We start from the raw sequence: 21,807 nt of genomic DNA on the forward strand, positions 1-21,807 counted from the left end.
GCGGCCCTTCCACCTGAGGCCATCGTCTCGCGTCGAGACCGCCGACCGAGCGTACGCCACCCCGAACGGCCGTCCGCGCACTGACCCGCACGGTCAGCCACCCTGCCGGCGGAGCCGGCCGAGCAGGATCGCGACCCGTTGCTTGGCCCAGTCCGGGAGCAGCGCCTTGAGCGTGCTGGTGGTGGCCCGCCAGACCAGCTGCAGGGTCGAGGTCGGGCCCGCGTCGCGCTCGATGGCGAAGCTGGCGAGGTTGTCGCGCGCCCGGGCCAGGTGACCCCGGTCGTCGTCCGCCCAGGCCCGTCGGCCGCGCCGTGCCCGGACGACCTTGACCAGGTCGTCCATCCGGCCCGCGGCGGCCAGCGTGACGTAGAGGCGCAACGTGGGCGGCTCCGCGTCGATGAGCGACTGCGGCAGACCGGCCACGACGTGGCGGAAGAACGTGAGGTATGCCGCGCGGTAGGCCTCGTCGGACTCCGGCAGCGCCGCCGTGTAGAGGGGGAGGTCGAGCTGGAGCACCTTGGCGTCGTGGTGCTCGCGCAGCACCAGGAGCTGCTGGGTCTCGAGGAACTCGTCCACGTCGCGCACCGCCGCGAACCGGTCGGTGAGGTTGACCAGCTCGTTGCGCCGCTGCGTGATCGAGCGCTCCCCCTGTCGGCTGCGCCAGCGGTAGACCGGCTCGTGGACCACGGCCACCGGTCCGGCGAAGTGCAGGGCCCGGACGGTGACGGGCAGGTCCTCGTAGAGAACGCCCTCGGGGAACCGCAGGCCGTGCTCGGCGAGGAAGGACCGCCGGTAGACCTTGTTCCAGGCAGTGGTGTCGTAGATCAGGGACGGGTCGTCGACCAGCACGACGCGGTCACCCACGTCCTGCAGCGCCCGCGCGTGCAGGCCGCTGGGCCAGTCGCGCTCGCCGTCGGTGCGGTTCACCGCCCCGGTCGCCACGTGCACACCCTGGACCACGGCGCGACGGACGAGGTCGGCGTAGGCGGGCATCAGCACGTCGTCACCGTCCACGAAGCCGACGTACTCGCCGGTGGCCAGGTCGATGCCGACGTTGCGGGCGGCGCCGAGCCCGGCGTTGCTCTGGTGCACCACCTTCCAGCCCGGCCGGTCCGCCGCGAAGGCGTCGCAGATCGCAGGGCTGGCGTCGGTCGATCCGTCGTCGATGATGATGACCTCGGTGTCGCGCGGCACCACCTGCGCGATCGACTCGAGGCACTCGCGGACCCACCGCTCGACGTCGTAGACGGCCACGACGACGCTGAGCAGCGGCGTCCCGCCGGGCTGGGCGGTCACCGAACCCGGTAGAGCGTCAGGTTGCGGGCACTGGACTCGAACACCGGCTCCCACGTGGACGGCGGGCCGGACGGGTGCCGGATCGTCCATGGGGTCAACGCGGTGAGGCAGAAACCGCAGGTGCGAGAGCCTGGCTGGAAGAGCAGCACGTAGTCGCCGCTGACCGGCTTGGCGCGCTTGCCGGTGATCGACTTGCCCCGACCATTCCAGACCTTGTCGCCCCCGAAGAACTCGCGCTGGTAGGCCGGCAGGATGCGCACCGTCTCCCAGTCGGTCCAGACGGTCGTGGTGCTGAAGTCCTGCGCGTCCAGGTGGTCGCGCAGCTCCTCGAGGGCGTCCCCGCCGTTGACCGCGAAGGCGGTGCTGGGCTCGCCCACGGTGGCGTAGCGGGCCACCTCGGTCACCGGGACGGCGAGCACGGCCACGGCCACGAGGGCCGGCAGCACCTGCACGACGCCGCGCGGGACCCGGCTCGACGCGAGCCGCCGCACCACCCACGCGACCGCCAACGCGGCCATCCCGGCCACGACGAGCGACTCGGCCGGCACGAACGGGATCCAGTAGCGGGCGATGTCGAGCCGGCCACGGGGGTGGGCCGGGTCGAGGCCGCCGGCCGCGAGCACGGTGAGCAGGTAGACACCGAGGAACCACCAGGCCATCAGCCTGACGCCGGCGTTGCGGACGAAGATGCCCAGGGCCGCGACGATCCCGATCACGACCATGGCGCTGCCGCCCTCCATGCCCCAGGCCATCTTGGGGATGAAGGTGAAGTAGCTCAGGCGCGGCTGGTTGACCAGGTTGCCGTTGGCCAGCTCGCCGGTCGCGGTCTTGGTCGCGCTGATGTCGGTACCGCTCAGGACGTGGAGCTTCAGCAACGGGTCGCCGTAGGCGACGGCGCTGATGCCGACGTCGATGGCCGCCCACAGCGCCAGCGGCAGCAGCAGGAAGATCGCGGTGCGGACCAGGCGGCCCCGGCGCCAGAGGATCACGGCGATGAGCGGCCAGGCCAGCATCGACGTCTCGCGGGTCTCGAACCCCCAGCCGAGCAGGAACCCGACGGCGACCACCAGGAGGGCGGTCCAGCGGTCCCAGGACTCCCGGTCGCGCGCGAGCAGCGCCACGACGATGGCCAGCGTGAACAGGGCCATCGACATGATGTCGGGGTAGCCCCGCGACAGGTTGTAGAAGACGACCGCGTTGGAGACGACCAGCACCACCGCGACCAGGCCGGCCAGCCGTCCCCACCACCGGCGCCCCAGCAGGTAGACCGCACCGGACAGCAGTCCGGCCGAGAGCAGCGGCCAGAAGTAGTAGCTGGCCTGGGCGTTGCCGAAGAGGCGGGCCGGCGGGATGTTGGCGAGGATGATGCCGTAGCGCGTGTAGCCGAGCGGGACCCAGTCGTCGGACGGGAACTCGAGTGCGGAGCGGACGTAGTGCCACGGGTCGGTGGGCACCACGATCGACCGGAACACGTAGGCCACGACCATGACGAGCACCCCCACGAGCGCCGCGGTGAGGACGTCGACCCGCGTCCAGCGCGCCCCGGCCAGCCAGTCCCTGGCACCCACGGCTCGCGACTCGCCCGGGCCCTTCGGGTCACGGGGAGCCTCCCGGGCCGGTGCGTCTCCCCTGGCCTCGTCGACCGCGTCGCGGGACCCCAGGGCGTGCTCACGCCTGGAGCTCTCGATGTCGGTCAAGGGTTCCTCCGGTGGGTGGTTCGGGGTGGGGCAAGGGTAACGGCTGAAGATGGCCGTTCGGTGACAGCCTCAGCCCAGCACCCGCTCGATGAAACGCTCCGACGCGCGGCCGTCCTCGAGCCCCGTGAAGCGCTCGCGGAACGCGCGGTAGCGGGCGGCATACTCACTCGTCACCTCGTCGAGACGCCCCAACGCGTCGATCACCGCGGACGACTCGGTCAGCAGCGGACCCGGCGCCTCCTGCTCGAAGTCGAAGTAGAAGCCGCGCAGGTTGTCGCGGTAGTCCGCGAGGTCCCAGGTGAAGAAGACGATCGGTCGGCCGGTGTTGACGAAGTCGAACATCACTGACGAGTAGTCGGTGATGAGGACGTCGGACACGAGGTAGAGGTCGCGGATGTCGGGGTAGCTCGACACGTTGCGGACGAAGCCGCCGAACATGGCGGCGTCGATCTGCGAGGCCACCAGCTGGTGACCCCGGATGAGCAGCACGCTGTCGTGCCCGTAGGTGCGGTAGAGCCCTTCGAGGTCGAGCTTCATCGTGAACTGGTAGCGGCCGAAGGCGTCGTAGTCGTTGTCGCGCCAGGTGGGCGCGTAGAGGATCACGCGCTTGCCCTCGGGCAGGTCGAGCCGGCGCCGGGTGGCCTCGGCCTGCTCAGCGGCCAGCTCGGGACGGTGGAAGATGTCGTTGCGCGGGTAGCCGATCTCGAGGACCTCGCCCGGGTACTTGAAGGCTCGGCTGAGGATCTCGGTGGAGAACGCGTTGGGCGAGACCAGCGTGTCCCACTTCGCCACGTCCCGCGCGAACTGGGTCAGGTAGTTCTTGTTGGACATCTGGATCGAGTCGATGTCGAAGCCGATCCGCTTGAGCGGCGTGCCGTGCCAGGTCTGCGCATAGCTGCTGCCCTCGCGCTTGACGTAGTGGACCGGCATCGAGTCGTTGCTCACGACCCAGCGGGCGGTGGCCAGGCTGCGGTAGTAGGCACGGCTGCCCGTGACCACCCGGGTGACGTCGTCCGGCACCTCGACCGAGTGGTCACGCACCGCCCACACGCACTTCCTGGGGTCGCCGCGGCGCTGCAGCTCCTCGTAGACGGCGCGCGGGTTGTCGGAGTACTGCCGGCCCTTCCAGGCCTCGAAGAAGATGGTGTCCTCCAGCGGGCGTCGACGCTGGATCCGGTAGTAGTAGCGCCGGTTGCGCATGGCGTGCAGGGCGCCACGGTCCTTGTAGTCGCCGGAGGCGTCGACGGCGAGCGACAGCTCGTGGGCGAAGTCCGAGCGCAGCTGGAAACGCAGCTCGTCGACCGTGCCGGCCTGGCGAAGCAGGGCCTCGGCGGTGCTGCTCAGGCGCACGCCCCGCAGGCGCTGGGCGTCGTCGTCGGTGCTGAGGCTGACGAACCACCGGCCGTCCTCGAGCCAGCGCAGCACGGCGCTGCCCGGCTCACCCCGCGCGGGGATGGTCGCCGACCAGCGGGTGCCATCAGCCGTGGCCGGTATGCGGTGGCTGGCCCCACTGCTGGTGGTGAGGGTGAGGGCGTGCACCTGCGAACCGCCGGTGTCCCCTTCGAGGTGCAGGCCACCGTCGTCCCAGGAGAAGGACGTGAGCACCGGCCCGGGCCGGGCGTCCCAGAGCCGGGCGCCGCCGTCCGCGCCCTCACGGACGACGACTGAACGGCTGCGGACGGTGACGAACGCGTCCTCCATCTCGGGCGCGAGGTGCAGCACCGCGCTCGGGCCCGCGTCGAGGGGCTGGTCGGCAGCAGCCAGCCCCAGCACCCACTCACGGGCGGCGAAGGACACCGCGCGCACCTCGAGCTGGTCGGCGGTCACCACGGCGGTGGCGGTCCGCCCGTCCACCACCAGCGGGACCTTGATGCCGCGGAGGGCGTCGGTGCGCCGCAGGTAGAGCGAGGAGTCGTCCCAGTCGCCGACGGTGCGCCGCAGGGTGAAGCGGAGGTCGTCGCCCTCGGCCGTCACCGACTCGAGCAGGGCCTCGACGCGGTGGACCGTGACGGTGAACCGCCGGGCGTCGTAGCCGGGGACGGCGAGCTGGTCGGGGGCGATGAGGTTGCGGCGCGGGTGCCGGCCCGCCCCGAGCTCGGGGTTGCCCACGCTCGAGCCGCGCCGGGCGGCCGGGGTGGCGAGCTGGACGAGGAGCTCGTGGGTCGCCTCCTGCTCGCCGTCGGCGAGCAGCAGCTTGCTGGCCGGGATGCGGGTGAGGAAGCCACCGGCGTCGTAGGACACGGCGGTGCCGATGGTGTAGGCGGTGAGGTCGGGTCGGCGAACCCGTCGGGCCCGCAGGCTCGTGCGCTCGGAGGCCGGTGCCCCGAGCCGCCGCAGCTGGAACCGGCGCACGGATGACAGCGGCGTCGCCTCGGAGACCCGGTGGATGAACGCGTGACCCTCGACCTCGAGGGAGTCGCCACGCCACTGCACGTCGCGCACGCCGGTCCGCAACGGCTGGGACCGGGTCGTCTCGTAGACCGAGTCAGGGATGCCCTTGGAGGGGTCGGTGCGGAACGGCAGGTCGGCGTAGAGGCGGACGCCGGACCGCACGAAGTTCCCGCGGTTCGCCGGGGTCCGGTAGTAGGCCTGCACCTCGAGCAGCTCGGGGAGCATCCCGCGCGAGATCAGGTGGTACTGCAACCGGCGGATCGGGGGCACCTTGGCGATGGCCTCGGCCGGGATGCGCTCGAGGTAGCGGCCGACCAGCTCGACGACGCGCTCTCGGAACTCGTCGTCGCCCTCGTGGAGCACGTCGATGAACAGTGGGATGTCGATCGACAGCACCTTGGCGTCGTGCACGGCCTTGCCCGCCTCGTCGCCACGGGCCACGAGGAAGTCGTCGACGGAGCCGACCGCCGCGAGCCGGTCCACGAGGTTCTTGGTCTCGGCCCGGCGCTGGGTGATCGACTGGACCGCCGTCTGCCGCTCGCGCCAGAGGTAGACGGGGTCGGAGAGCACGTCGACCGACCTGGCCAGGAAGTGCGCGGGCAGGGTGAGGGGGATGTCCTCGTAGTAGACGCCCTCGGGCCAGCGCAGTCCGTGCTCGACGAGGAAGGCGCGGCGGTAGACCTTGTTCCAGGCGGTGGTGTCGTAGATCAGGGAGGGCGTCTCGCGGATGTGGGTCCGCATCTGGTTGCGCTTGATCGCCCTGGCGTGCAGCGGCGAGGTGAACGTCTTGGCGCCGTCGAAGCGCAGCACCCCGCCGCTGACGATGTCGGAGCCGGACTCGGAGACGGCGTGCAGCATCAGCTCGTAGGCGTCGCGCGGGATGAGGTCGTCGGAGTCGACGAAGGCGACGAACTCCGAGCTGGACTGGTCCATCCCGATGTTGCGGGCCCGTCCGAGACCGCCGTTCTCGACGTGCAGCACCTGCCAGTGCGGCCGGTTCCGGGCGAACCCGTCGGCGAGCTCACCGGACCCGTCGGTGGAACCGTCGTCGACGAGGATGACCTCGAGGTCCTCCAGGGTCTGCGCGGCCAGGGAGTCCAGGCATGCCACGAGGTAGTCGCTCACGTTGTAGATGGGCACGACGACACTCAGCGAGGGCATGAAGAGGCAGGTCCTTCGGTCGGGTTCGGCAGGTCGAGGTCAGGCAATGCTAGACGCTGACGGCCTCCGAAGGCCCATTCGCGGGGCCTGCCCCCAGCCCCGCCAGGGAGGGCTAGACGCCGTCGATGCGCACCCGGCTGCTGAGAAAGCCCCAGCCCCACGCCAGGTGCATCGTGGGCAAGATCACGGGGAGCCAGAGCCGGTCGCGGGCGTCCAGCCGCGGGTCGCGGACGGTGAGTCCGCCGATCGTGGTCAGAGCGAGGTAGGCCGCGGGGACCAGCCACAGGGGCCACCACAGGAAGCCGCCGACCAGCCCTGCGACGACGCCCAGCAGGGCCACCGGTGGGGCGAGGTAGCGGGCGTTGATGGTGCCCGCGTGGGTGCGTGCCACCACCCGACGCCACCGCCCGTAGTCCCGGTACTGCCGGGCCAGCGCCCCGAGGGTGGGGCGCGGGCGGTACGCGACGCGCAGCCGCGGGGAGAACCACACCAGCCCGCCGGCCTCGCGGATGCGGTGGTTGAGCTCCCAGTCCTGCGCCCGGGTGAACCGCCGGTCGTAGCCACCGAGCCGGGTCAGCCACTCGCGTCGGAAGACCCCGAGGTAGACGGTGTCGGCCGGGCCCGCGTCACCGCCGGTGTGGAAGCGCGAGGCCCCGACCCCCAGCCGGGAGGTCATGGCGGCGGCGACCGCCCGCTCGAACGAGGTGACTCCCTCGGCGTCCATCAGACCGCCCACGTTGACCGCGCCGGTCTCGTCGAGCAGCTCCACGGCGGTGCGGACGTAGTCGGGGTCGAGCACGCCGTGCCCGTCGACCCGGACGACGACGGCGGCATCGCCGAGCGCCTCGATCGCGGCGTTGAGCGCCTCGGGCGTGCGCCCGGTCGGGTTGGCCACCGTGCGCACCCGCGGCTGCTCGGCACAGATCTCCGCGGCGATCCGGTCGGTCGCGTCGGTGCTGGGGCCCAGGGCGAGCACGAGGTGGACGTCACCTGCGTAGTCCTGGCCGAGGACCGCGTCGACCGCCTCGCGCAGGTGCCGCTCCTCGTTGAGGATCGGCATGATCACGCCGACGGCCGGTGGCTGCAGCCCGGCCGGCCCGCTGTCGTGGTCGGGTCCGGAGAGGTCGTCCGGCGTGGGGGTGGTGTGGTGGTGCGGGGTCGTCATGAGGCTGCTGAGCATACGGAGGAGAGGTCGTCCTCCGCCGCGTTGCCCGCTGCCTTGTTCGGGTCCTGCACGTTCGTGCCCGGCTGGGCCTTGGGCTTCTTCTTCTTCACCGTGGACTTCGGCTTGCTGGTCGCGGTGGTCGCGCCCTTGGTGGACTTGGCCTTCGTGTCGGCTGCCTGCTCCGACGCCTTGATGGTCCTCTGGACGGTCGTGGTGACCAGGCTGGCGTCGTAGTCCCACGGCTTCATCAGCGGCGGCACGAAGTTGACGCTGCGGATCGGGTGCTGGCGCGACTTCATCGCCAGGTCGGCGAACCGCCCCAGCTCGGACTGCGGCAGGTCGGTCTGGATCAGGCCCGAGCTCGCGCCGGCGATCTTCTGGAACCGGGTCAGCACCCGCTGCGGGTCGAGCTGGTCGGCCATCGCGGTCATGACGCAGCGCTGCCGTGCCATCCGCTCGTAGTTCGTGGAGCCCTGGCGGGAGCGGGCGTACCAGAGGGCGTGGTAGCCGTCGAGGTGCTGCTCGCCGGGCTCGATCCAGCCCACGATCGGCGACGTGCCACCACCGATCGGGGTGCGGTACTTGACTGTGACGTCGAGGCCGCCGACGGCGTCGACCATCTTCTTGAAACCCCTGAGGTCGACCATCACGTAGTACTGGATGTCCAGGCCGCTCAGGGCCTCGACCGCCTCGCGGGTGGCGAGGACGCCGGGGTTCGCGGTCCCGGGCGGGAACTTGGCCCGGTTGTCCTGGGCCCAGGTGAACAGGCCGTTGAGCAGGCACTCGTCGCCGCAGTTCCACCCCTCGGGCATGAGTCGGGCCATCGTCGAGCCGGGCCGGAAGTTGATGTTCTCGGTGTCGCGCGAGAAGCCGAAGGTCACCGCGCTACCGGTCTCCGCGTCGACGCTGACCAGCTGGATGCTGTCGGGTCGGGTCCCGACGCGGTCGCGGCCGCTGTCGGCCCCGAGCAGGAGGATGTTGTAGCGGCCGTCGACCGCGCCGAACGCCTCGTCACCCTGGAACAACGCGTTCATCGCGTCGCGCCCGGCACCCACTGAGCTCGCGGCATACACGAGACCACCGGAGGTGACGACGAGCAGCGCGGCGGTGACGCCGGTCAGCCAGCGCCGGGTCGCCATCAGCAGGGTCGCGGGGCGGCCGAGCCGCCAGGCGTCGACGAACAGGACCGCCCACAGCATCGCGAAGCCGGCCAGCAACCACTGCAGGACGGTGAGCACCCAGCCCCGGCCCAGCAGCCCGATCGCCAGGGACTGGCTGAGCAGGAACACCACGCCCAGGACGACGGCCAGCGCGACCAGCGACGCCCAGGCACGCAGGGCGAACCGGCCGAGCCCGCGGCGCCCTGCGACGAGCTGGGCACTGCCGGGGACGAGCAGGGTGAGCAGCACCAGGGTGAAGGCCCGCCGGCGCCGCATCCGCGGTGTCAGGGAGTCGGCGTCCCCGAGGCCGCCACCGGACCGGCGGGACACGTAGACCCCGGCGTCGGTGCCGGGGCGCGCGGCATGGGTGGGCCTCATGGTGGACCAGTATCGGGGAGCACTCGTGTGATTCGTGTGACGTGTGTGACTTCGGCGTTTTGCCAGTCCGCGGCCGGGCACTGGACACTGGTTCCCATGACCGGACGCCCCCACGACCCCGACGACGCCCGCGCCATCCCCCAGTCAGGTTCCCAGGGCGGCTCCGGCGACGACACCGAGGTCTACACCGTCGACGTCAGGGGTCGGCGCCGCGGCCGCTCGTCCGACGCCACCGAGGGCTCCGGTGCGACCCGTGTCATGCCCACCACCGGCCCCGCATCGGGCCGCCCCGCCCGACAGCGGAGCTCGACGCCCCCACCACCCGTCGACGGCGGTCGCGCCGACGAGTGGGACGACCAGCCCCGGCGCCGACGTCGCTTCCCGGTCGGCCGGCTCGTGCTGCTGCTCGTCGTCGCCTGGGTCGCGTTCATGGTCTTCACGCCGCTGCACGCCTGGAACTCGGTCACCAAGGTCGACACCACCCCCGGGGGCACCCGACCGACCGACTCCAAGGGCTACAACTACCTGCTGGTCGGCTCCGACAGCCGCGCGGGACTGACCAAGGAGCAGCGCAAGGAGTACGCGACCGGCAACGCCGCCGGCCGCCGCACCGACTCGATCATCCTGGTCCACGTCCCCGCGAACGGTGGCAAGCCGGCGCTGGTCTCACTCCCCCGAGACTCCTACGTGCCGATCCCCGGCCACGGCAGCAACAAGATCAACGCCGCGTTCGCGTTCGGCGGCCCCAACCTGCTGGTCGAGACAGTCGAGCAGGTGACCGACCTGCACATCGACGGCTATGTCGAGATCGGCTTCGCGGGCTTCGCCTCCGTCGTCGACAGCGTCGACGGCGTCAACATCTGCGTGCCGTTCACGATGAACGACAAGAAGGCCGGCATCAACCTCAAGAAGGGCTGCCAGGTCCTGAACGGCAAGAACGCGCTCGGCTACGTCCGGGCCCGCTACTCCGACCCGCGCGGCGACATCGGCCGGGCGGAGCGGCAGCGCCAGTTCCTCGCCGCCATCATGAAGAAGGCGCTCACCCCGTCGACGGTGCTCATCCCCACCCGCTACTGGTCGTTCTCGCACGCCGCGGCGAAGGGCCTGATCGTCGGCGAGGACACCTCGATGCGCGATGCCAGCCGGGTGCTGCTCGCGATGCGCGCCGTGTCCAAGGACGAGGGCCTCAGCCTGGTCGTGCCGCTCTCGAGCCTGAACTACCAGACCAACGCCGGCAGCTCGGTCAAGTGGGACACCGCCCGCGCCAAGGCGCTCTTCACCTTGCTGCGCAACGACACCCCGCTCGAGGCGCCTCCCGAGGGCACCGACGGCAAGCCCTCGGGCAACTAGCGCTACTTGCGGGCCAGCAGCTGGCGACCCATCACCATCCGCTGGATCTGGTTGGTGCCCTCGTAGATCTGGGTGATCTTGGCGTCGCGCATCATCCGCTCGACCGGGAAGTCGCGCACGTAGCCCGCGCCGCCGAGCAGCTGCACGGCGTCGGTGGTCACCTGCATCGCGACGTCCGAGGCGTAGCACTTGGCGGCCGCGCCGAAGAACGGCAGGTCGGCGTCGCCACGCTCGGACTTGGCGGCCGCGACATACACCATCTGGCGGGCGGCCTCGACGGCCATCGCCATGTCGGCGAGCATGAACTGCACCCCCTGGAACTCGGCCACCGCCTTGCCGAACTGCTTGCGCTCCTTGACGTACGACACCGCGAAGTCGAGCGCGCCCTGGGCGATCCCGACGGCCTGGGCACCGATCGTCACCCGGGTGTGGTCGAGGGTGCGCAGGGCGATCTTGAGACCGTCACCGACCTCGCCGACGACGCGGTCGCCGGGGATCCGGACGTTGTCGAAGTGCAGCTCGCGGGTCGGTGAGCCCTTGATGCCGAGCTTGCGCTCCTTCTCGCCGAAGGTGAAGCCCTCGTCGGACTTCTCGAGCACGAACGCCGTGACGTTGCTGCCGCGCTTGCCGTCGGGGTCGGTGACCGCGAGGACCGTGTAGTAGTCGGAGACACCGGCGTTGGTGATCCACGACTTCTGGCCGTTCACGACCCAGTCGTCGCCGTCGCGCCGCGCACGGGTCTTCATCGCGGCGGTGTCGGAGCCGGCCTCGCGCTCGGACAGGCCGTAGGAGAACGTCGTGCGACCCTCGGCCAGCGGCGTCAGGTAGCGCTTCTTCACGTCCTCGTTCGCCGCGAGGATGAGCGGCATCGTGCCGAGCTTGTTGACCGCGGGGATCAGCGACGCCGACGCGTCGACGCGCGCGACCTCCTCGATGACGATGCAGGTGGCGAGCGCGTCGGCCCCGACACCGCCGTACTCCTCGGCGATGTGCGGGGCGAAGAAGTCCGACGCCACCAGGGCGTCGTGCGCCTCCTGCGGGTAGCGCGCCTCCTCGTCCACGGCCGCGGCATACGGGGCGATCTTGTCCTCGGCGACCGCACGGACGGCGTCGCGCAGCGCCTCGTGGTCCTCGGAGATCCGGAACAGGTCGAAGTCGGGGTTGCCAGTGCTCACAGTCCCTCAGGTTACCCGCTGGTATGCCGCGTGGCAGCGGCTGTGGGTGTGGGCTTGCCGACACGTGCGGATCACCGACAAATCGGGCACGGTTCGGGCCGTTGGCCACCCGGAGGTCACCTCCTACTGGTAGGAATCTCCCGACGCACGCACTGGGCCTCGTCAGCCCACTTCCTCGGGGGGACCCCACCACATGAGCAGCCCTGCCCGCGTCCGCACGGGACTCACCCTTGCCCTCACCGCGGCCCTGGCCGTCGGCGCCGTGCCGGCCACCCAGGCAGCCGACTCGCCCGCCAGCCGCGGCGGCGCCGACTTCAAGGTGCGCGCCGTCAACGCGATGATCGACGCCGCGTCGTCGCGCCGCGCCGCGAAGAGCGAGGCAGCCGCCAACCCCACCGCCTCGTCGGCCACCACGAAGGCGGCCGACGTCGACAAGGCGCCGGACCCCGGGCTCGTGCGCAACCGCACCCTGCCGGCCCCCGACGCAGTCGACGCAGCACCCACGTGTGACGACCTCGCCCTCGACTGGACCCCGACGAACGACCGGGTGTGGGTCCACTGGAACACCCTGGGCCTGGACAACTACACCATCCTGCGCCAGCGCGACGGCGGCTCGTGGAAGCAGATCGGGGTCGTCGGAGCCGACCAGACCTCCTTCGTCGACCGCACCGTCAACCCGCGGGGGCTCTTCACGTACCGCCTCGACGCGGATGGCATCAGCTGCCCGCTGGGCTACTGGGCGTCGATGTCGACCCAGGACGGCTGGGGCGTGCCGGACGCCGTGTTCGGCACGGCGGGCACCGGCGACGGCACCGGGCCGCTGCTGATGCAGGACACCTTCTCCTACGGCATGCCGAGCACGCTGACCGGCATGGACCCGGCCTACTCGCCCGACGGCCGCCTGCTGGCGTCCGCCGCGAGCACCGACGGCACCAGCTGGACCCTCCAGATCAGCGAGGTCGGTCCGCGCGGCGTCGAGAGCGGCTACCGCAGCAGCCCCCAGCCCGCGGGCACCCTCGCCGCCGAGCCCAGCTTCTCCCCCGACGGCCGACGCGTGGTCTACACGCGCTACACCGTCGACGCGGCCACCGGCGACGTCACCGGCTCCCAGCTGCGCGTGGTCGACGTGGTCACCGGGGTCGACAAGGCGGTGGGCGGGTCGACCGGGCTCGTGCAGGCCGACTGGCGGTCCACCTCGACCTTCATCGCCGCGGGTGGGGCACCCGGCGAGGGCCTGTTCACCATCGGGGCGACCGGCGGCACGAAGGTCCCCGTGGCGGGCACCTCCAACGCCGGCTTCCCGGAGGTCGCCCCCAACGGCAAGACCTACTTCACGACGGGCGACGGCACCAACTTCGCCCTCAACGTGCTGTCCACGACCGGCGTCATCACGCCGCTGCAGAGCAGCACCAGCCACTCCTTCGAGACCCCGCGGGTCTCCCCCGACGGCACGGTGTTCTACGTCGACATCGACCTCAAGGTCCTGGACGACCCGGCCGACAACGAGTTCACGGTGATGTCGTCGACCAACGGGACGGACACCCCGGAGGCGACCGCGATCGGAGCACGCCGGGCGGACAGCTCCGGCGGCTTCTTCGGCTACGACGTGCGTCAGCCGAAGTCCAAGGGCACCTCCGACTTCGTCGGCAACGCCGGGCCCGACATCCTGGCCCGGGACTCGGCCGGCACTCTCTGGGCCTACCCCAGCACCCCCGACAAGTTCGCCGGGACGCGGGTCAAGATCGGCACCGGCTGGAACATCTACAACGCCTTCCTCGCCGCCGGCGACCTCAACGGCGACGACAAGGCCGACATCCTGGCCCGCGACACGGCCGGCAAGCTGTGGCGCTACGACGGCAAGGGCGGCGGCAAGGTCGCCGGCCGGGTCCAGGTCGGCGCCGGGTGGGGCGGCTACCTGCCGCTGGCCCCGGGTGACTTCAACGGCGACGGCCGGGCCGACCTCGTCGCCCGCTCCTCCACCGGTGAGCTGTGGCTCTACCCGGGCACCGGACTCGGCACCTTCGCGACCCGGACCCGCCTCGGCACCGGGTGGCAGGGCATGAACAGCATCGTCGGCGTCGGGGACTTCGACCTCGACAACGACGCGGACCTCATCGCCCGCGAGGCCTCGACGTCCAAGCTCTGGCTCTACCCCGGCAACGGCCAGGGCGGCTTCAGCGCCCGTCGCCAGGTCGGCAGCGGGTGGAACATCTTCAAGGGCATCGCCGGTCCCGAGCTGCTCGGCCCCAACCCGTTCGTCTACGCCAAGCGGGCCGACGGCACGCTGATCTCCTACGCCGTGGTCGGGGACGGGCGTTTCGACGGCAACGAGGTCTACCTGGTCGGCACCGGCTGGGGGCCGTACTCCTTCACTTCCTGACCGGGGAGGCAGTGGTCAACGACGACGTGGCAGGTGCCAGAGGTGCCCGTGCTGCTCGCGATCGAGCAGCTCGGGCATCACGTCACGCTCGAACATCGCGATCCCCGTGGTGTCATAGGCGGCCTCGGGGAAGTTGAGGATGGCGTAGGTCATGCCCAGCTCCTGCAGCGCCGTCAGCTTCTCCACGATCTGCTCCGGTGTGCCGACCGTCGCCTGCTTGCGGTAGTCGGCGAACAGCTGGTCGACGCGGGCCTCGGGCGACCCCACCGACAGCAGCCGGTCCCGGAGCACCGCGAAGCGCTCCTCGACCTCGTCCTCGTCGCTGCCGATGAAGACGTTGAGGTTGCTGCTGCGGACGATCTCGCCGAAGTCGCGGCCGAGGTCGTCGCAGTGGCCGCGCAGGATCTCGCTCTTCGCGGCGAACACCTCAGGGGTCGGGTCGAAGTTGGTGTAGTCGGCGTACTGGGCGGCGATCCGCAGGGTCTTCTTCTCGCCACCGCCGGCGATCCACATCGGGATGCCGTTGCCCTTCGAACCGGGCACCGAGGTGCCCTGCAACGGCTGCGGGTAGCAGCGCGCACCGTCGACCTGGAAGTGCTTTCCCTCGAACGTCGCCGACCCGGTCGTCCACATCTGGCGGAAGATCTGCACACCCTCGTCGAGGGCGGCCAGGCGCTCCCCCGCTCGCGGAAAGCCGTAGCCATAGGCCCGCCACTCGTGCTCGTACCACCCGGCGCCGATGCCCATCTCGAGCCGGCCCTCGGAGATGATGTCCACCGTCGCCGCGACCTTCGCGAGGTAGGCCGGGTTGCGGTAGGCCATGCAGGTGCACATCTGGCCGAGCCGCACCCGACCGGTCACGGCGGCGAAGGCAGCCATCAGCGTCCACGCCTCGTGGGTCGCCTCCTCGCTCGGCACCGGCACGGTGTGGAAGTGGTCGAACACCCAGATCGACGACCAGTCCTCGTTGGCGTCGGCCCGGCGGGCGAGACCGGCCATCACCCCCCAGTGCTGGCTCGGGTCGATGCCGACGAGGTCCATGCGCCAGCCCTGCGGGACGAACATTCCGAACTTCATGCCGCTGACGTTACTTCCCTCGGCCGCGGCCCGCTCGCCGCCCTCCCCTCCCCAAGCCGGGCGATGAGTGTGATGCTGAGGGCATGAGCTTTCGCCACCAGAACGACCCCGATCTCATCCGCGAGCTCCTGATCGACCCCGGGATCTGGGTCGTGGTCGGCCTCTCCAACAACCAGGAGCGCGAGGCCTTCGGCGTGTCCCGCTGGTTGAAGGTCGAGCTCGGCAAGGGGTTGATCCCGGTGCACCCCAAGGCGGAGACCGTGCACGGCGAGCAGGGCTACGCGAGCCTGGCCGACATCCCGGACGGCACGGACATCAAGGTCGTCGACTGCTTCGTCAACTCCGAGCACGTCGGGGCCGTGGTGGACGACGCCATCGCCCACAAGGACCGGCTCCAGATCGACGCGATCTGGATGCAGCTCGGCGTGGTCGACGAGGCCGCGGCCGTCCGGGCCCGCGGGGCGGGTCTGGACGTCGTGATGGACACCTGTCCGCGCATCGAGTGGCGCGGGGTCCGTTCCGCGGGCATGGCCCGCTGAGCCTTCCGGACGACTGGGCCTTCGGGACGACTGAGCCTTCGGGACGACTGGGCGTCAGGACTCGCTGCGCCGGGCCCGCAGGGCCGCGCCCTTGGCGTGCGCCTGGTCGCGCAGCTCGGCCTGGAAAGCGGTCATCCGCTCCCGCAGCCCCGCGGCATACCCACCGTCGCCGGCGGCGAGGATGCGCACGGCCAGCAGGCCCGCGTTGCGGGCCCCGCCGATCGAGACCGTCGCGACCGGCACACCGGCCGGCATCTGCACGATCGACAGCAGGGAGTCCATGCCGTCGAGGTGCTTGAGCGGCACCGGCACCCCGATCACCGGGAGCGGCGTGACCGACGCGAGCATGCCCGGCAGGTGGGCGGCTCCCCCGGCACCGGCGATGACGACCCGCAGGCCGCGCCCGGAGGCGTTCTGGCCGTAGGCGATCATCTCGTCCGGCATCCGGTGGGCCGACACGACGTCCGCCTCGTAGGGGATGCCGAACTCCTCGAGGGCCTGCGCTGCCAGCTCCATCACCGGCCAGTCGCTGTCGCTGCCCATGACCAGCCCGACGAGGGGCGTGCTCGTGCCGTCTGCCGGTGTGCTCATTCGGTGATCACTCCTGCGAGGTAGTCGGCCGCGTGGCCGGCCCGCTCGCGCAGCTGCGCGAGATCGGTGCCGGAGACGTTGACGTGGCCGATCTTGCGGCCCGGGCGGACGCCCTTGCCGTAGAGGTGGACCTTGACCCCCGGGTCGCGCGCCATGACGTGCCGGTAGGCGGGGTAGAGCTCGGGGTAGTCGCCGCCGAGCACGTTCGCCATGACCGTGTGCGGCTCGCGCGGGGTGGGGGCGCCCAGCGGCAGGTCGAGCACGGCCCGCAGGTGCTGCTCGAACTGGCCGGTCACCGCCCCGTCCATCGACCAGTGCCCGCTGTTGTGCGGGCGCATGGCCAGCTCGTTGACGACGTATGCCGCGGCGCCGCTCCCAGCGTCGCGCACCTCGAACATCTCCACGGCGAAGACCCCCGTGACGCCGAGCTGCTCGGCGATCCGCAGGCCCGCCTCGGTGGCCACGGCGGCCAGCGTCGGGTCGAGGTCGGGAGCGGGGGCCAGCACCTCGGTGCAGATGCCGTCGGTCTGGACGGTCTCCACGACCGGCCACGCCGCGGCCTGGTTGGACGGGCTGCGGGCGATGAGCACGGCGAGCTCGCGGACGAAGTCGACCTTCTCCTCGAGGAGCAGCCCGTCGGCGAGGGGACCCTCGGTGCCGACGGCTTCCAGCCAGTCGCGCACCTCGGCGACCGAGCCGACGACGCGGACTCCCTTGCCGTCATACCCACCGCGCGGGGTCTTGGCCACCACGGGCCAGCCGACGCGCGACGCGAACGCCTCGACCTCGTCGGCGGTGCGCGCCCTCGCCCAGGCCGGGCAGGCCACCCCGATCTCGGTGAGCCGCTCGCGCATCGCCAGCTTGTCCTGCGCGAAGCGCAGCGCCTCGGGGGTCGGGTGCACCGGGATGCCCTCGGCGACCAGGGCGGCGAGGACGTCGGAGGGGACGTGCTCGTGGTCGAACGTGACCACGTCGCACTCCCGCGCGAACGCCAGCACCGCGTCGAGATCGGTGTGGTCACCCACCGGCGCGGACGGGATCACCTGCGCCGCAGCCGCATCGGGCGCCTCCGCGAGCACGCTCAGGCTGATCGCGAGCTCGGCCGCCGGGGCGGCGCACATCCGGGCGAGCTGACCGCCCCCGACGATGCCGACGACCGGGAAGCCTCCGGGGGCGCGCTGCGGTGACGTCACGCCGCGAGGATATCGGCCCCTCGCCCGGCCCCCGGGGCGGGGCATCGCCCGAACGGTGGTCCTGCCCGACCGTGGAGCACATGGAGGCGCCGGGCGCGGATAGGCTCCTCGGGTGCCCGGAAGCCCCTCCCTCGTCGACCGCCTGCGCGGGACCGTCGACGTCCTCTACCGCGAGATGATCAAGTTCGGGATCGTCGGCGCGGTCGCCTTCGTCATCGACCTGGGGTTGTTCAACATCCTGCGCGCCACCGTGCTGTCCGGTTACGGCAACGGCCCGCTCTCGCGTGCCGTGGTGGCGACCATCATCTCGGCCGCCGTCGCGACCTGTGTGGCGTGGATCGGCAACCGGGCGTGGACCTTCCGGCACCGGCGCAACCGGCCCGTGCACCACGAGGCGCTGCTGTTCGCGCTCACGAACGGCGTCGCGCTGCTCATCCAGGCCGGGTGCGTCGGCTTCTCGCACCACTTCCTGGGCCAGGAGAGCCTGGTCGTCGAGAACCTCGCGAAGCTGGTCGGCATCGGTCTCGGCACCTTGTTCCGCTTCTGGGCCTACCGCCGGTTCGTCTTCAGCCACGAGCCGCTTTCCGACACCTCACCGCTGGCCGAGCACCACCAGCGCTGAGCGGGGGTCAGTCGGCTTCGCTGAGGAACAGCGCGAAGATCGCCGGCTGGGCCTGGATCAGCTCGAGCCGGCCGCCGTTGGACTCGGCGAGGTCGCGGGCCAGGGCCAGGCCGAGGCCGGTGCCCGTCGTCGTGACCGAGCGCTCGAAGATGTGGGGCGCGATCGTGGCGGGCACGCCCTCGCCCTGGTCGCTCACCTCCACGACGACGGAGGGCCCACTGCGGCGGGCGTGCAGGTCGACGGTGCCCCGGCCGTGGGCGAGCGAGTTCTCGAGCAGCGTGGAGAGCACCTGGGAGAGGTCGACGGGCTTGGCCTGCACGACCAGCCCGCGCTCGCCGTGCACCCGCACGCTGCGCCGGGCCTGCTCGAAGGCCGGCTGCCACTCGCGCTGCAGGGCCGCGATGACCGAGTCGAGCGACACGGTGGCCTTGGACTCGTCCCCACTCCGGCGGGTGCGCGACATCAGGTCGTCGACGACACGGGTGAGCCGTTCGACCTGGTCCATCGCGATGTTCGCCTCCTCCTGCACGACCTCGAGGTCGTCGGTGGCGGCGATCTCCTCGAGCCGCATCAGCAGGGCGGTCAGCGGGGTGCGCAGCTGGTGGGAGGCGTCGGAGGCGAAGTCGCGCTCGGAGGCGAGCGACTTGGTCAGCCGCTGGGCGCTGCGCGACAGCACCTCGGAGACCTGGTCGAGCTCGGCGATTCCCGAGTGCAGCGGCTGGATCCGGGACTCACCGGCACCGAGTCGTTCGGCGCGGTCGGCGAGCAGCGTCATCGGCAGGGCCAGCCGGCGGGCCTGCTGGGTGGCGACGAACACCCCCGCGGCCAGCGCCAGGGCCGCCAGGCCCACCACGATGAGGACCAGCCGCAGCGAGGTCGAGGACGGGGTGCCCTGGTCGAGCCACTGGGCCACCGGGCCCTTGCCGTTCACGGTGGCGTTCCAGATCGCGATGACGACCGGCGCCATGGTGATGAGGATGGCCAGGCCCACCGCGAGCACGGTGGAGCGGATCAGCTGCTGCCGCATGGTCAGCGGTCAGATCTCGTCGCCGCGCTCGAACCGGAAGCCGACCCCGCGGACAGTGGCGATGTAGCGCGGCTGCGCGGCGTCGTCGCCGAGCTTCCGGCGCAGCACGGAGATGTGCATGTCGAGCGTCTTGGTCGACCCGAACCACGCGGTCTCCCAGATCTCGCGCATCAGCTGCTCGCGCGAGACGACCTTGCCCTGCTCGCGCACCAGCACCCGGAGCAGGTCGAACTCCTTGGCGGTGAGCTGCAGCTCCTCCTCCTTGAACCACGCCCGCCGACCCTCGGGGTCGATGCGCACGAGCTCATGCGCCGACGGGGCGTCGGTGGGGTTGCGCCGCAGCAGGGCGCGCACCCGGGCGAGCAGCTCGGCCAGGCGGAACGGCTTGGTGACGTAGTCGTCGGCGCCGGCGTCGAGGCCGACCACCGTGTCGACCTCGTCGGCGCGGGCGGTGAGGATCAGCACGGGCACCGTACGGCCCTCGGCCCGGATGCGTCGGCACACCTCCAGCCCGTCCACGTAGGGCAGACCGAGGTCGAGGACGACCAGGTCGGGGTTCTCCGCCGACGCCTCGAGGGCGGCCCGCCCGTCGGCGCGCACATCGACGTCGTAGCCCTCTCGCCGCAGTGCGCGGGCGAGCGGCTCGGAGATGGCGGGGTCGTCCTCAGCGAGGAGCACACGGGTCATGGGGGTGATGCTATGTACAACGGCCCCCCGCTAGCGACCGGGCCACGCAGGTCGGCGTTTCTCGTTGAACGCGGCGACACCCTCGGCGCGGTCAGCGGAGAAGGCCGTGGCCGCCCAGCGCTCGTCCTCCAGGCGCAGCCCGGAGGCCAAGTCGGTGTCGTAACCCTCCCGCATCGCGGCCTTGGCGTTGCGGATCCCGACCGGCGAGTGACCGGCGATCAGGGTGGCGAGCTCGAGCGCGCGGTCGCGCGCCGACCCCGCGGGCACCACCTCGTCGACGGCGCCGAGACGGAAGGCGTCGTCCGCGGCATACCGCTGCGCCGTGAAGATCATCTGCGCGGCCCGGGACCAGCCCACCCGCCTGGTCAGCAGCTGGGTGCCGCCCCCGCCGGGGATGACGCCGACGCTCACCTCGGGGAGTCCGACCACGGCGTCCGCGCCGCACACCACGAGGTCGCAGGACAGCGCGATCTCGAAGCCGCCACCGAGGGCGTAGCCGTCGACTGCGGCGATCGCGGGCACCGGGAGGTCCAGGACGCCCCGGTAGGCCGCCTGGGCCAGCGGCCGCTGCGCCCTCAGGTCGTCGTCGCTGAAGGAGTTGCGCTCCTTGAGGTCGGCTCCGACGCAGAACGCCTTCGGGTGGCTCGAGGAGACCACGACGGCCCGGACGTCCGGCTCCTGCGCCAGGGCGGTCGTGGCGGCGGCGATGGCCCGGGCCATGGCGGTGGAGACCGCGTTCATCGCCTCGGGACGGTCGAGGACCAGCTCGGCGACGTACCCGCCCTCCCCGTGGCGTTCGGTGCGGACGAGGTCTGCGGTCATGAGGAGGCCTTTCGGGCAGGGGCAGGGGTCTGGCGGCCGCCGGTCGAGCGGCGCAGCTCACTCGGGGTGACCTGCCCGATGCCGCGCAGGGTGCGACGGCGCAGCGCGGTGGTCTCGAAACCCGACACGGCAGCCAGCGACTGGGCCAGCGCGTCGTCGACGAGCACTCCCCCGCCCGGCGCGACGCTGGTCAGCCGCGCGGCCCGGTTGACCGTCGTGCCGAACACGTCACCCAGCCGTGACAGCACCGGCCCGACCGCCATCCCGACCCGGACGTCCGGGAGGAGGTCGTCGGCCTCCATCGTCTCGACCAGGTCGAGGGCCACCGCCGCCGCGGGGGCCGCGCCGATCGTGACGAAGAGGATCTCGTCGCCCACGGTCTTGATGACGCGGCCGCCGTGCGCGGTGACGATGTCGGTCGCCAGGGCCTCGAAGCGCTGCACCATCACGGCCAGCTGGCGCTCGGTCATCCGGCGCACCAACGAGGTGAAGTTCACCAGGTCGGCGAACCCGACGACCCGACGCACCCCCTGGTCGGACTGCTCGGGGTCTGCGTCGGCGAGCATGCGCGAGATGGCGGCGGTGAGGTGCCGGCGCCAGGCGTAGATGAGCAGCGGCTCCAGCTCGTCGGCCATGTCGGTGAGCTTGCGGGCCGCGGCCTCCGCGGCGGAGAGGTCGGGGACCGCTCGGGCATCCGCCTCGTCGAGGGCGGCCTCGAGCCCCGGCTCGGCGAGGGCCTCGGCCATCAGCTGGGTCTGCCAGACCGCCAGCCGGTCGGTGGTGCGGGCGAACGCGCGGGTCATCGCGAGCGCGGTGGTCTCGTCGAGCTCCTGCTCACGCACCAGCCGGGCGACGGCCATCAGGGCCATCTGGTCGGCCTCGGTGAACATCGCGTCGTCGTCCTCGACGTTGGGGAAGCCCAGCGCGTGCCAGAACTTGCGCGCCGAGAGCAGCGAGACCTCGGCGCCGCGGGACACGTCCCGGCGGGCCATCGTGGCCGGCTTGCCCAGCAGGCGCGCCTCGAGGTCGTCGGGGCGCAGTGCCGCGAAGTCCTCCGGGCGCACCACGCGGTGCCGGCCAACCTCGCTCACGCTAC

The 21,807-nt window shown here is 71.6% G+C and carries 17 protein-coding genes; 4 read left to right on the forward strand and 13 right to left on the reverse strand.

Features of this window, described 5'->3' with window-relative positions; all coding sequences use genetic code 11:
• Positions 1 to 93 precede the first annotated feature (93 nt).
• From BLQ34_RS09750 to BLQ34_RS09770, 5 genes are all read right to left on the reverse strand, one after another.
• Positions 94 to 1,296: a glycosyltransferase family 2 protein gene (locus BLQ34_RS09750; RefSeq protein ID WP_172829386.1), complete on the reverse strand. Its 1,203-nt coding sequence runs from the start codon at positions 1,294 to 1,296 to the stop codon at positions 94 to 96.
• Positions 1,293 to 2,993, reverse strand: a complete 1,701-nt coding sequence (locus BLQ34_RS09755; protein WP_091784663.1) for a glycosyltransferase family 39 protein — start codon at positions 2,991 to 2,993, stop codon at positions 1,293 to 1,295. The genes BLQ34_RS09750 and BLQ34_RS09755 overlap by 4 nt, the downstream gene beginning before the upstream one ends.
• A gap of 69 nt (positions 2,994 to 3,062) precedes the next feature.
• Positions 3,063 to 6,545 carry a bifunctional glycosyltransferase/CDP-glycerol:glycerophosphate glycerophosphotransferase gene (locus BLQ34_RS09760; RefSeq protein WP_091784666.1) on the reverse strand — a complete coding sequence of 1,161 codons (3,483 nt, stop codon included), beginning with the start codon at positions 6,543 to 6,545 and terminating at the stop codon, positions 3,063 to 3,065.
• Positions 6,546 to 6,657: 112 nt separating this feature from the next.
• Positions 6,658 to 7,710, reverse strand: a complete 1,053-nt coding sequence (locus tag BLQ34_RS09765; RefSeq protein ID WP_091789741.1) for a glycosyltransferase family 2 protein — start codon at positions 7,708 to 7,710, stop codon at positions 6,658 to 6,660.
• Positions 7,707 to 9,248 (reverse strand): LCP family protein, encoded by a 1,542-nt coding sequence (locus BLQ34_RS09770; RefSeq protein WP_091784669.1) that lies wholly within the window; start codon positions 9,246 to 9,248, stop codon positions 7,707 to 7,709. The genes BLQ34_RS09765 and BLQ34_RS09770 overlap by 4 nt, the downstream gene beginning before the upstream one ends.
• 96 nt (positions 9,249 to 9,344) lie before the next feature.
• On the opposite strand from BLQ34_RS09770, the gene BLQ34_RS09775 reads away from it, so the two are divergent.
• On the forward strand, positions 9,345 to 10,598 hold the full coding sequence (locus tag BLQ34_RS09775) for an LCP family protein (protein ID WP_091784673.1): 1,254 nt from the start codon (positions 9,345 to 9,347) through the stop codon (positions 10,596 to 10,598).
• A 2-nt stretch (positions 10,599 to 10,600) separates the two neighbouring features.
• Here the strand turns inward: BLQ34_RS09775 and BLQ34_RS09780 are convergent, their stop codons facing one another.
• Positions 10,601 to 11,773 (reverse strand): acyl-CoA dehydrogenase family protein, encoded by a 1,173-nt coding sequence (locus BLQ34_RS09780; RefSeq protein ID WP_091784676.1) that lies wholly within the window; start codon positions 11,771 to 11,773, stop codon positions 10,601 to 10,603.
• A gap of 193 nt (positions 11,774 to 11,966) precedes the next feature.
• Between BLQ34_RS09780 and BLQ34_RS09785 the strand changes: the two genes are divergently transcribed.
• Entirely contained in the window at positions 11,967 to 14,153 is a 2,187-nt protein-coding gene (locus BLQ34_RS09785; RefSeq protein ID WP_091784678.1) for an FG-GAP-like repeat-containing protein, read from the forward strand.
• Positions 14,154 to 14,168: 15 nt separating this feature from the next.
• Here BLQ34_RS09785 and BLQ34_RS09790 read toward each other — a convergent pair whose 3' ends face one another.
• Entirely contained in the window at positions 14,169 to 15,230 is a 1,062-nt protein-coding gene (locus tag BLQ34_RS09790; protein ID WP_091784680.1) for an LLM class F420-dependent oxidoreductase, read from the reverse strand.
• 83 nt (positions 15,231 to 15,313) lie between these two features.
• Here BLQ34_RS09790 and BLQ34_RS09795 point away from each other — a divergent pair, with 83 nt between their 5' ends.
• The gene (locus BLQ34_RS09795) at positions 15,314 to 15,769 is read left to right on the forward strand and encodes a CoA-binding protein (protein ID WP_091784682.1); all 456 of its coding nucleotides are present in this window, start codon (positions 15,314 to 15,316) and stop codon (positions 15,767 to 15,769) included.
• A 54-nt stretch (positions 15,770 to 15,823) separates the two neighbouring features.
• Here BLQ34_RS09795 and purE read toward each other — a convergent pair whose 3' ends face one another.
• Positions 15,824 to 16,360 (reverse strand): 5-(carboxyamino)imidazole ribonucleotide mutase, encoded by a 537-nt coding sequence (gene purE, locus BLQ34_RS09800; RefSeq protein WP_091784685.1) that lies wholly within the window; start codon positions 16,358 to 16,360, stop codon positions 15,824 to 15,826.
• Positions 16,357 to 17,553 carry a 5-(carboxyamino)imidazole ribonucleotide synthase gene (locus BLQ34_RS09805; RefSeq protein ID WP_091784688.1) on the reverse strand — a complete coding sequence of 399 codons (1,197 nt, stop codon included), beginning with the start codon at positions 17,551 to 17,553 and terminating at the stop codon, positions 16,357 to 16,359. Before BLQ34_RS09805 ends, purE begins: the two co-directional genes overlap by 4 nt.
• 112 nt (positions 17,554 to 17,665) lie before the next feature.
• Between BLQ34_RS09805 and BLQ34_RS09810 the strand changes: the two genes are divergently transcribed.
• Positions 17,666 to 18,175: a GtrA family protein gene (locus tag BLQ34_RS09810; RefSeq protein ID WP_231961010.1), complete on the forward strand. Its 510-nt coding sequence runs from the start codon at positions 17,666 to 17,668 to the stop codon at positions 18,173 to 18,175.
• A 7-nt stretch (positions 18,176 to 18,182) separates the two neighbouring features.
• On the opposite strand, the gene BLQ34_RS09815 is transcribed toward BLQ34_RS09810, so the two are convergent.
• From BLQ34_RS09815 to BLQ34_RS09830, 4 genes are read right to left on the reverse strand one after another with little or no spacing between them, the layout of a single operon-like run.
• The gene (locus tag BLQ34_RS09815; RefSeq protein ID WP_091784691.1) at positions 18,183 to 19,202 is read right to left on the reverse strand and encodes a sensor histidine kinase; all 1,020 of its coding nucleotides are present in this window, start codon (positions 19,200 to 19,202) and stop codon (positions 18,183 to 18,185) included.
• 9 nt (positions 19,203 to 19,211) lie between these two features.
• The gene (locus BLQ34_RS09820; RefSeq protein ID WP_056922896.1) at positions 19,212 to 19,889 is read right to left on the reverse strand and encodes a response regulator transcription factor; all 678 of its coding nucleotides are present in this window, start codon (positions 19,887 to 19,889) and stop codon (positions 19,212 to 19,214) included.
• Positions 19,890 to 19,919: 30 nt separating this feature from the next.
• Positions 19,920 to 20,711 (reverse strand): enoyl-CoA hydratase/isomerase family protein, encoded by a 792-nt coding sequence (locus BLQ34_RS09825; RefSeq protein ID WP_091784694.1) that lies wholly within the window; start codon positions 20,709 to 20,711, stop codon positions 19,920 to 19,922.
• Entirely contained in the window at positions 20,708 to 21,802 is a 1,095-nt protein-coding gene (locus tag BLQ34_RS09830; RefSeq protein ID WP_231961011.1) for an adenylate/guanylate cyclase domain-containing protein, read from the reverse strand. The genes BLQ34_RS09825 and BLQ34_RS09830 overlap by 4 nt, the downstream gene beginning before the upstream one ends.
• Positions 21,803 to 21,807: the final 5 nt, after the last annotated feature.

This window comes from Pedococcus dokdonensis, assembly GCF_900104525.1.
GTDB classification, from domain to species: Bacteria; Actinomycetota; Actinomycetes; order Actinomycetales; family Dermatophilaceae; genus Pedococcus; species Pedococcus dokdonensis.

Coding starts and splice junctions, on each gene's coding strand:
- BLQ34_RS09765 (WP_091789741.1), bottom strand. CDS start 7,710: ATGACGACCCCGCACCACCACACCACCCCCACGCCGGACGACCTCTCC.
- BLQ34_RS09760 (WP_091784666.1), bottom strand. CDS start 6,545: ATGCCCTCGCTGAGTGTCGTCGTGCCCATCTACAACGTGAGCGACTAC.
- purE (WP_091784685.1), bottom strand. CDS start 16,360: ATGAGCACACCGGCAGACGGCACGAGCACGCCCCTCGTCGGGCTGGTC.
- BLQ34_RS09825 (WP_091784694.1), bottom strand. CDS start 20,711: ATGACCGCAGACCTCGTCCGCACCGAACGCCACGGGGAGGGCGGGTAC.
- BLQ34_RS09790 (WP_091784680.1), bottom strand. CDS start 15,230: ATGAAGTTCGGAATGTTCGTCCCGCAGGGCTGGCGCATGGACCTCGTC.
- BLQ34_RS09820 (WP_056922896.1), bottom strand. CDS start 19,889: ATGACCCGTGTGCTCCTCGCTGAGGACGACCCCGCCATCTCCGAGCCG.
- BLQ34_RS09770 (WP_091784669.1), bottom strand. CDS start 9,248: ATGAGGCCCACCCATGCCGCGCGCCCCGGCACCGACGCCGGGGTCTAC.
- BLQ34_RS09815 (WP_091784691.1), bottom strand. CDS start 19,202: ATGCGGCAGCAGCTGATCCGCTCCACCGTGCTCGCGGTGGGCCTGGCC.
- BLQ34_RS09785 (WP_091784678.1), top strand. CDS start 11,967: ATGAGCAGCCCTGCCCGCGTCCGCACGGGACTCACCCTTGCCCTCACC.
- BLQ34_RS09775 (WP_091784673.1), top strand. CDS start 9,345: ATGACCGGACGCCCCCACGACCCCGACGACGCCCGCGCCATCCCCCAG.
- BLQ34_RS09795 (WP_091784682.1), top strand. CDS start 15,314: ATGAGCTTTCGCCACCAGAACGACCCCGATCTCATCCGCGAGCTCCTG.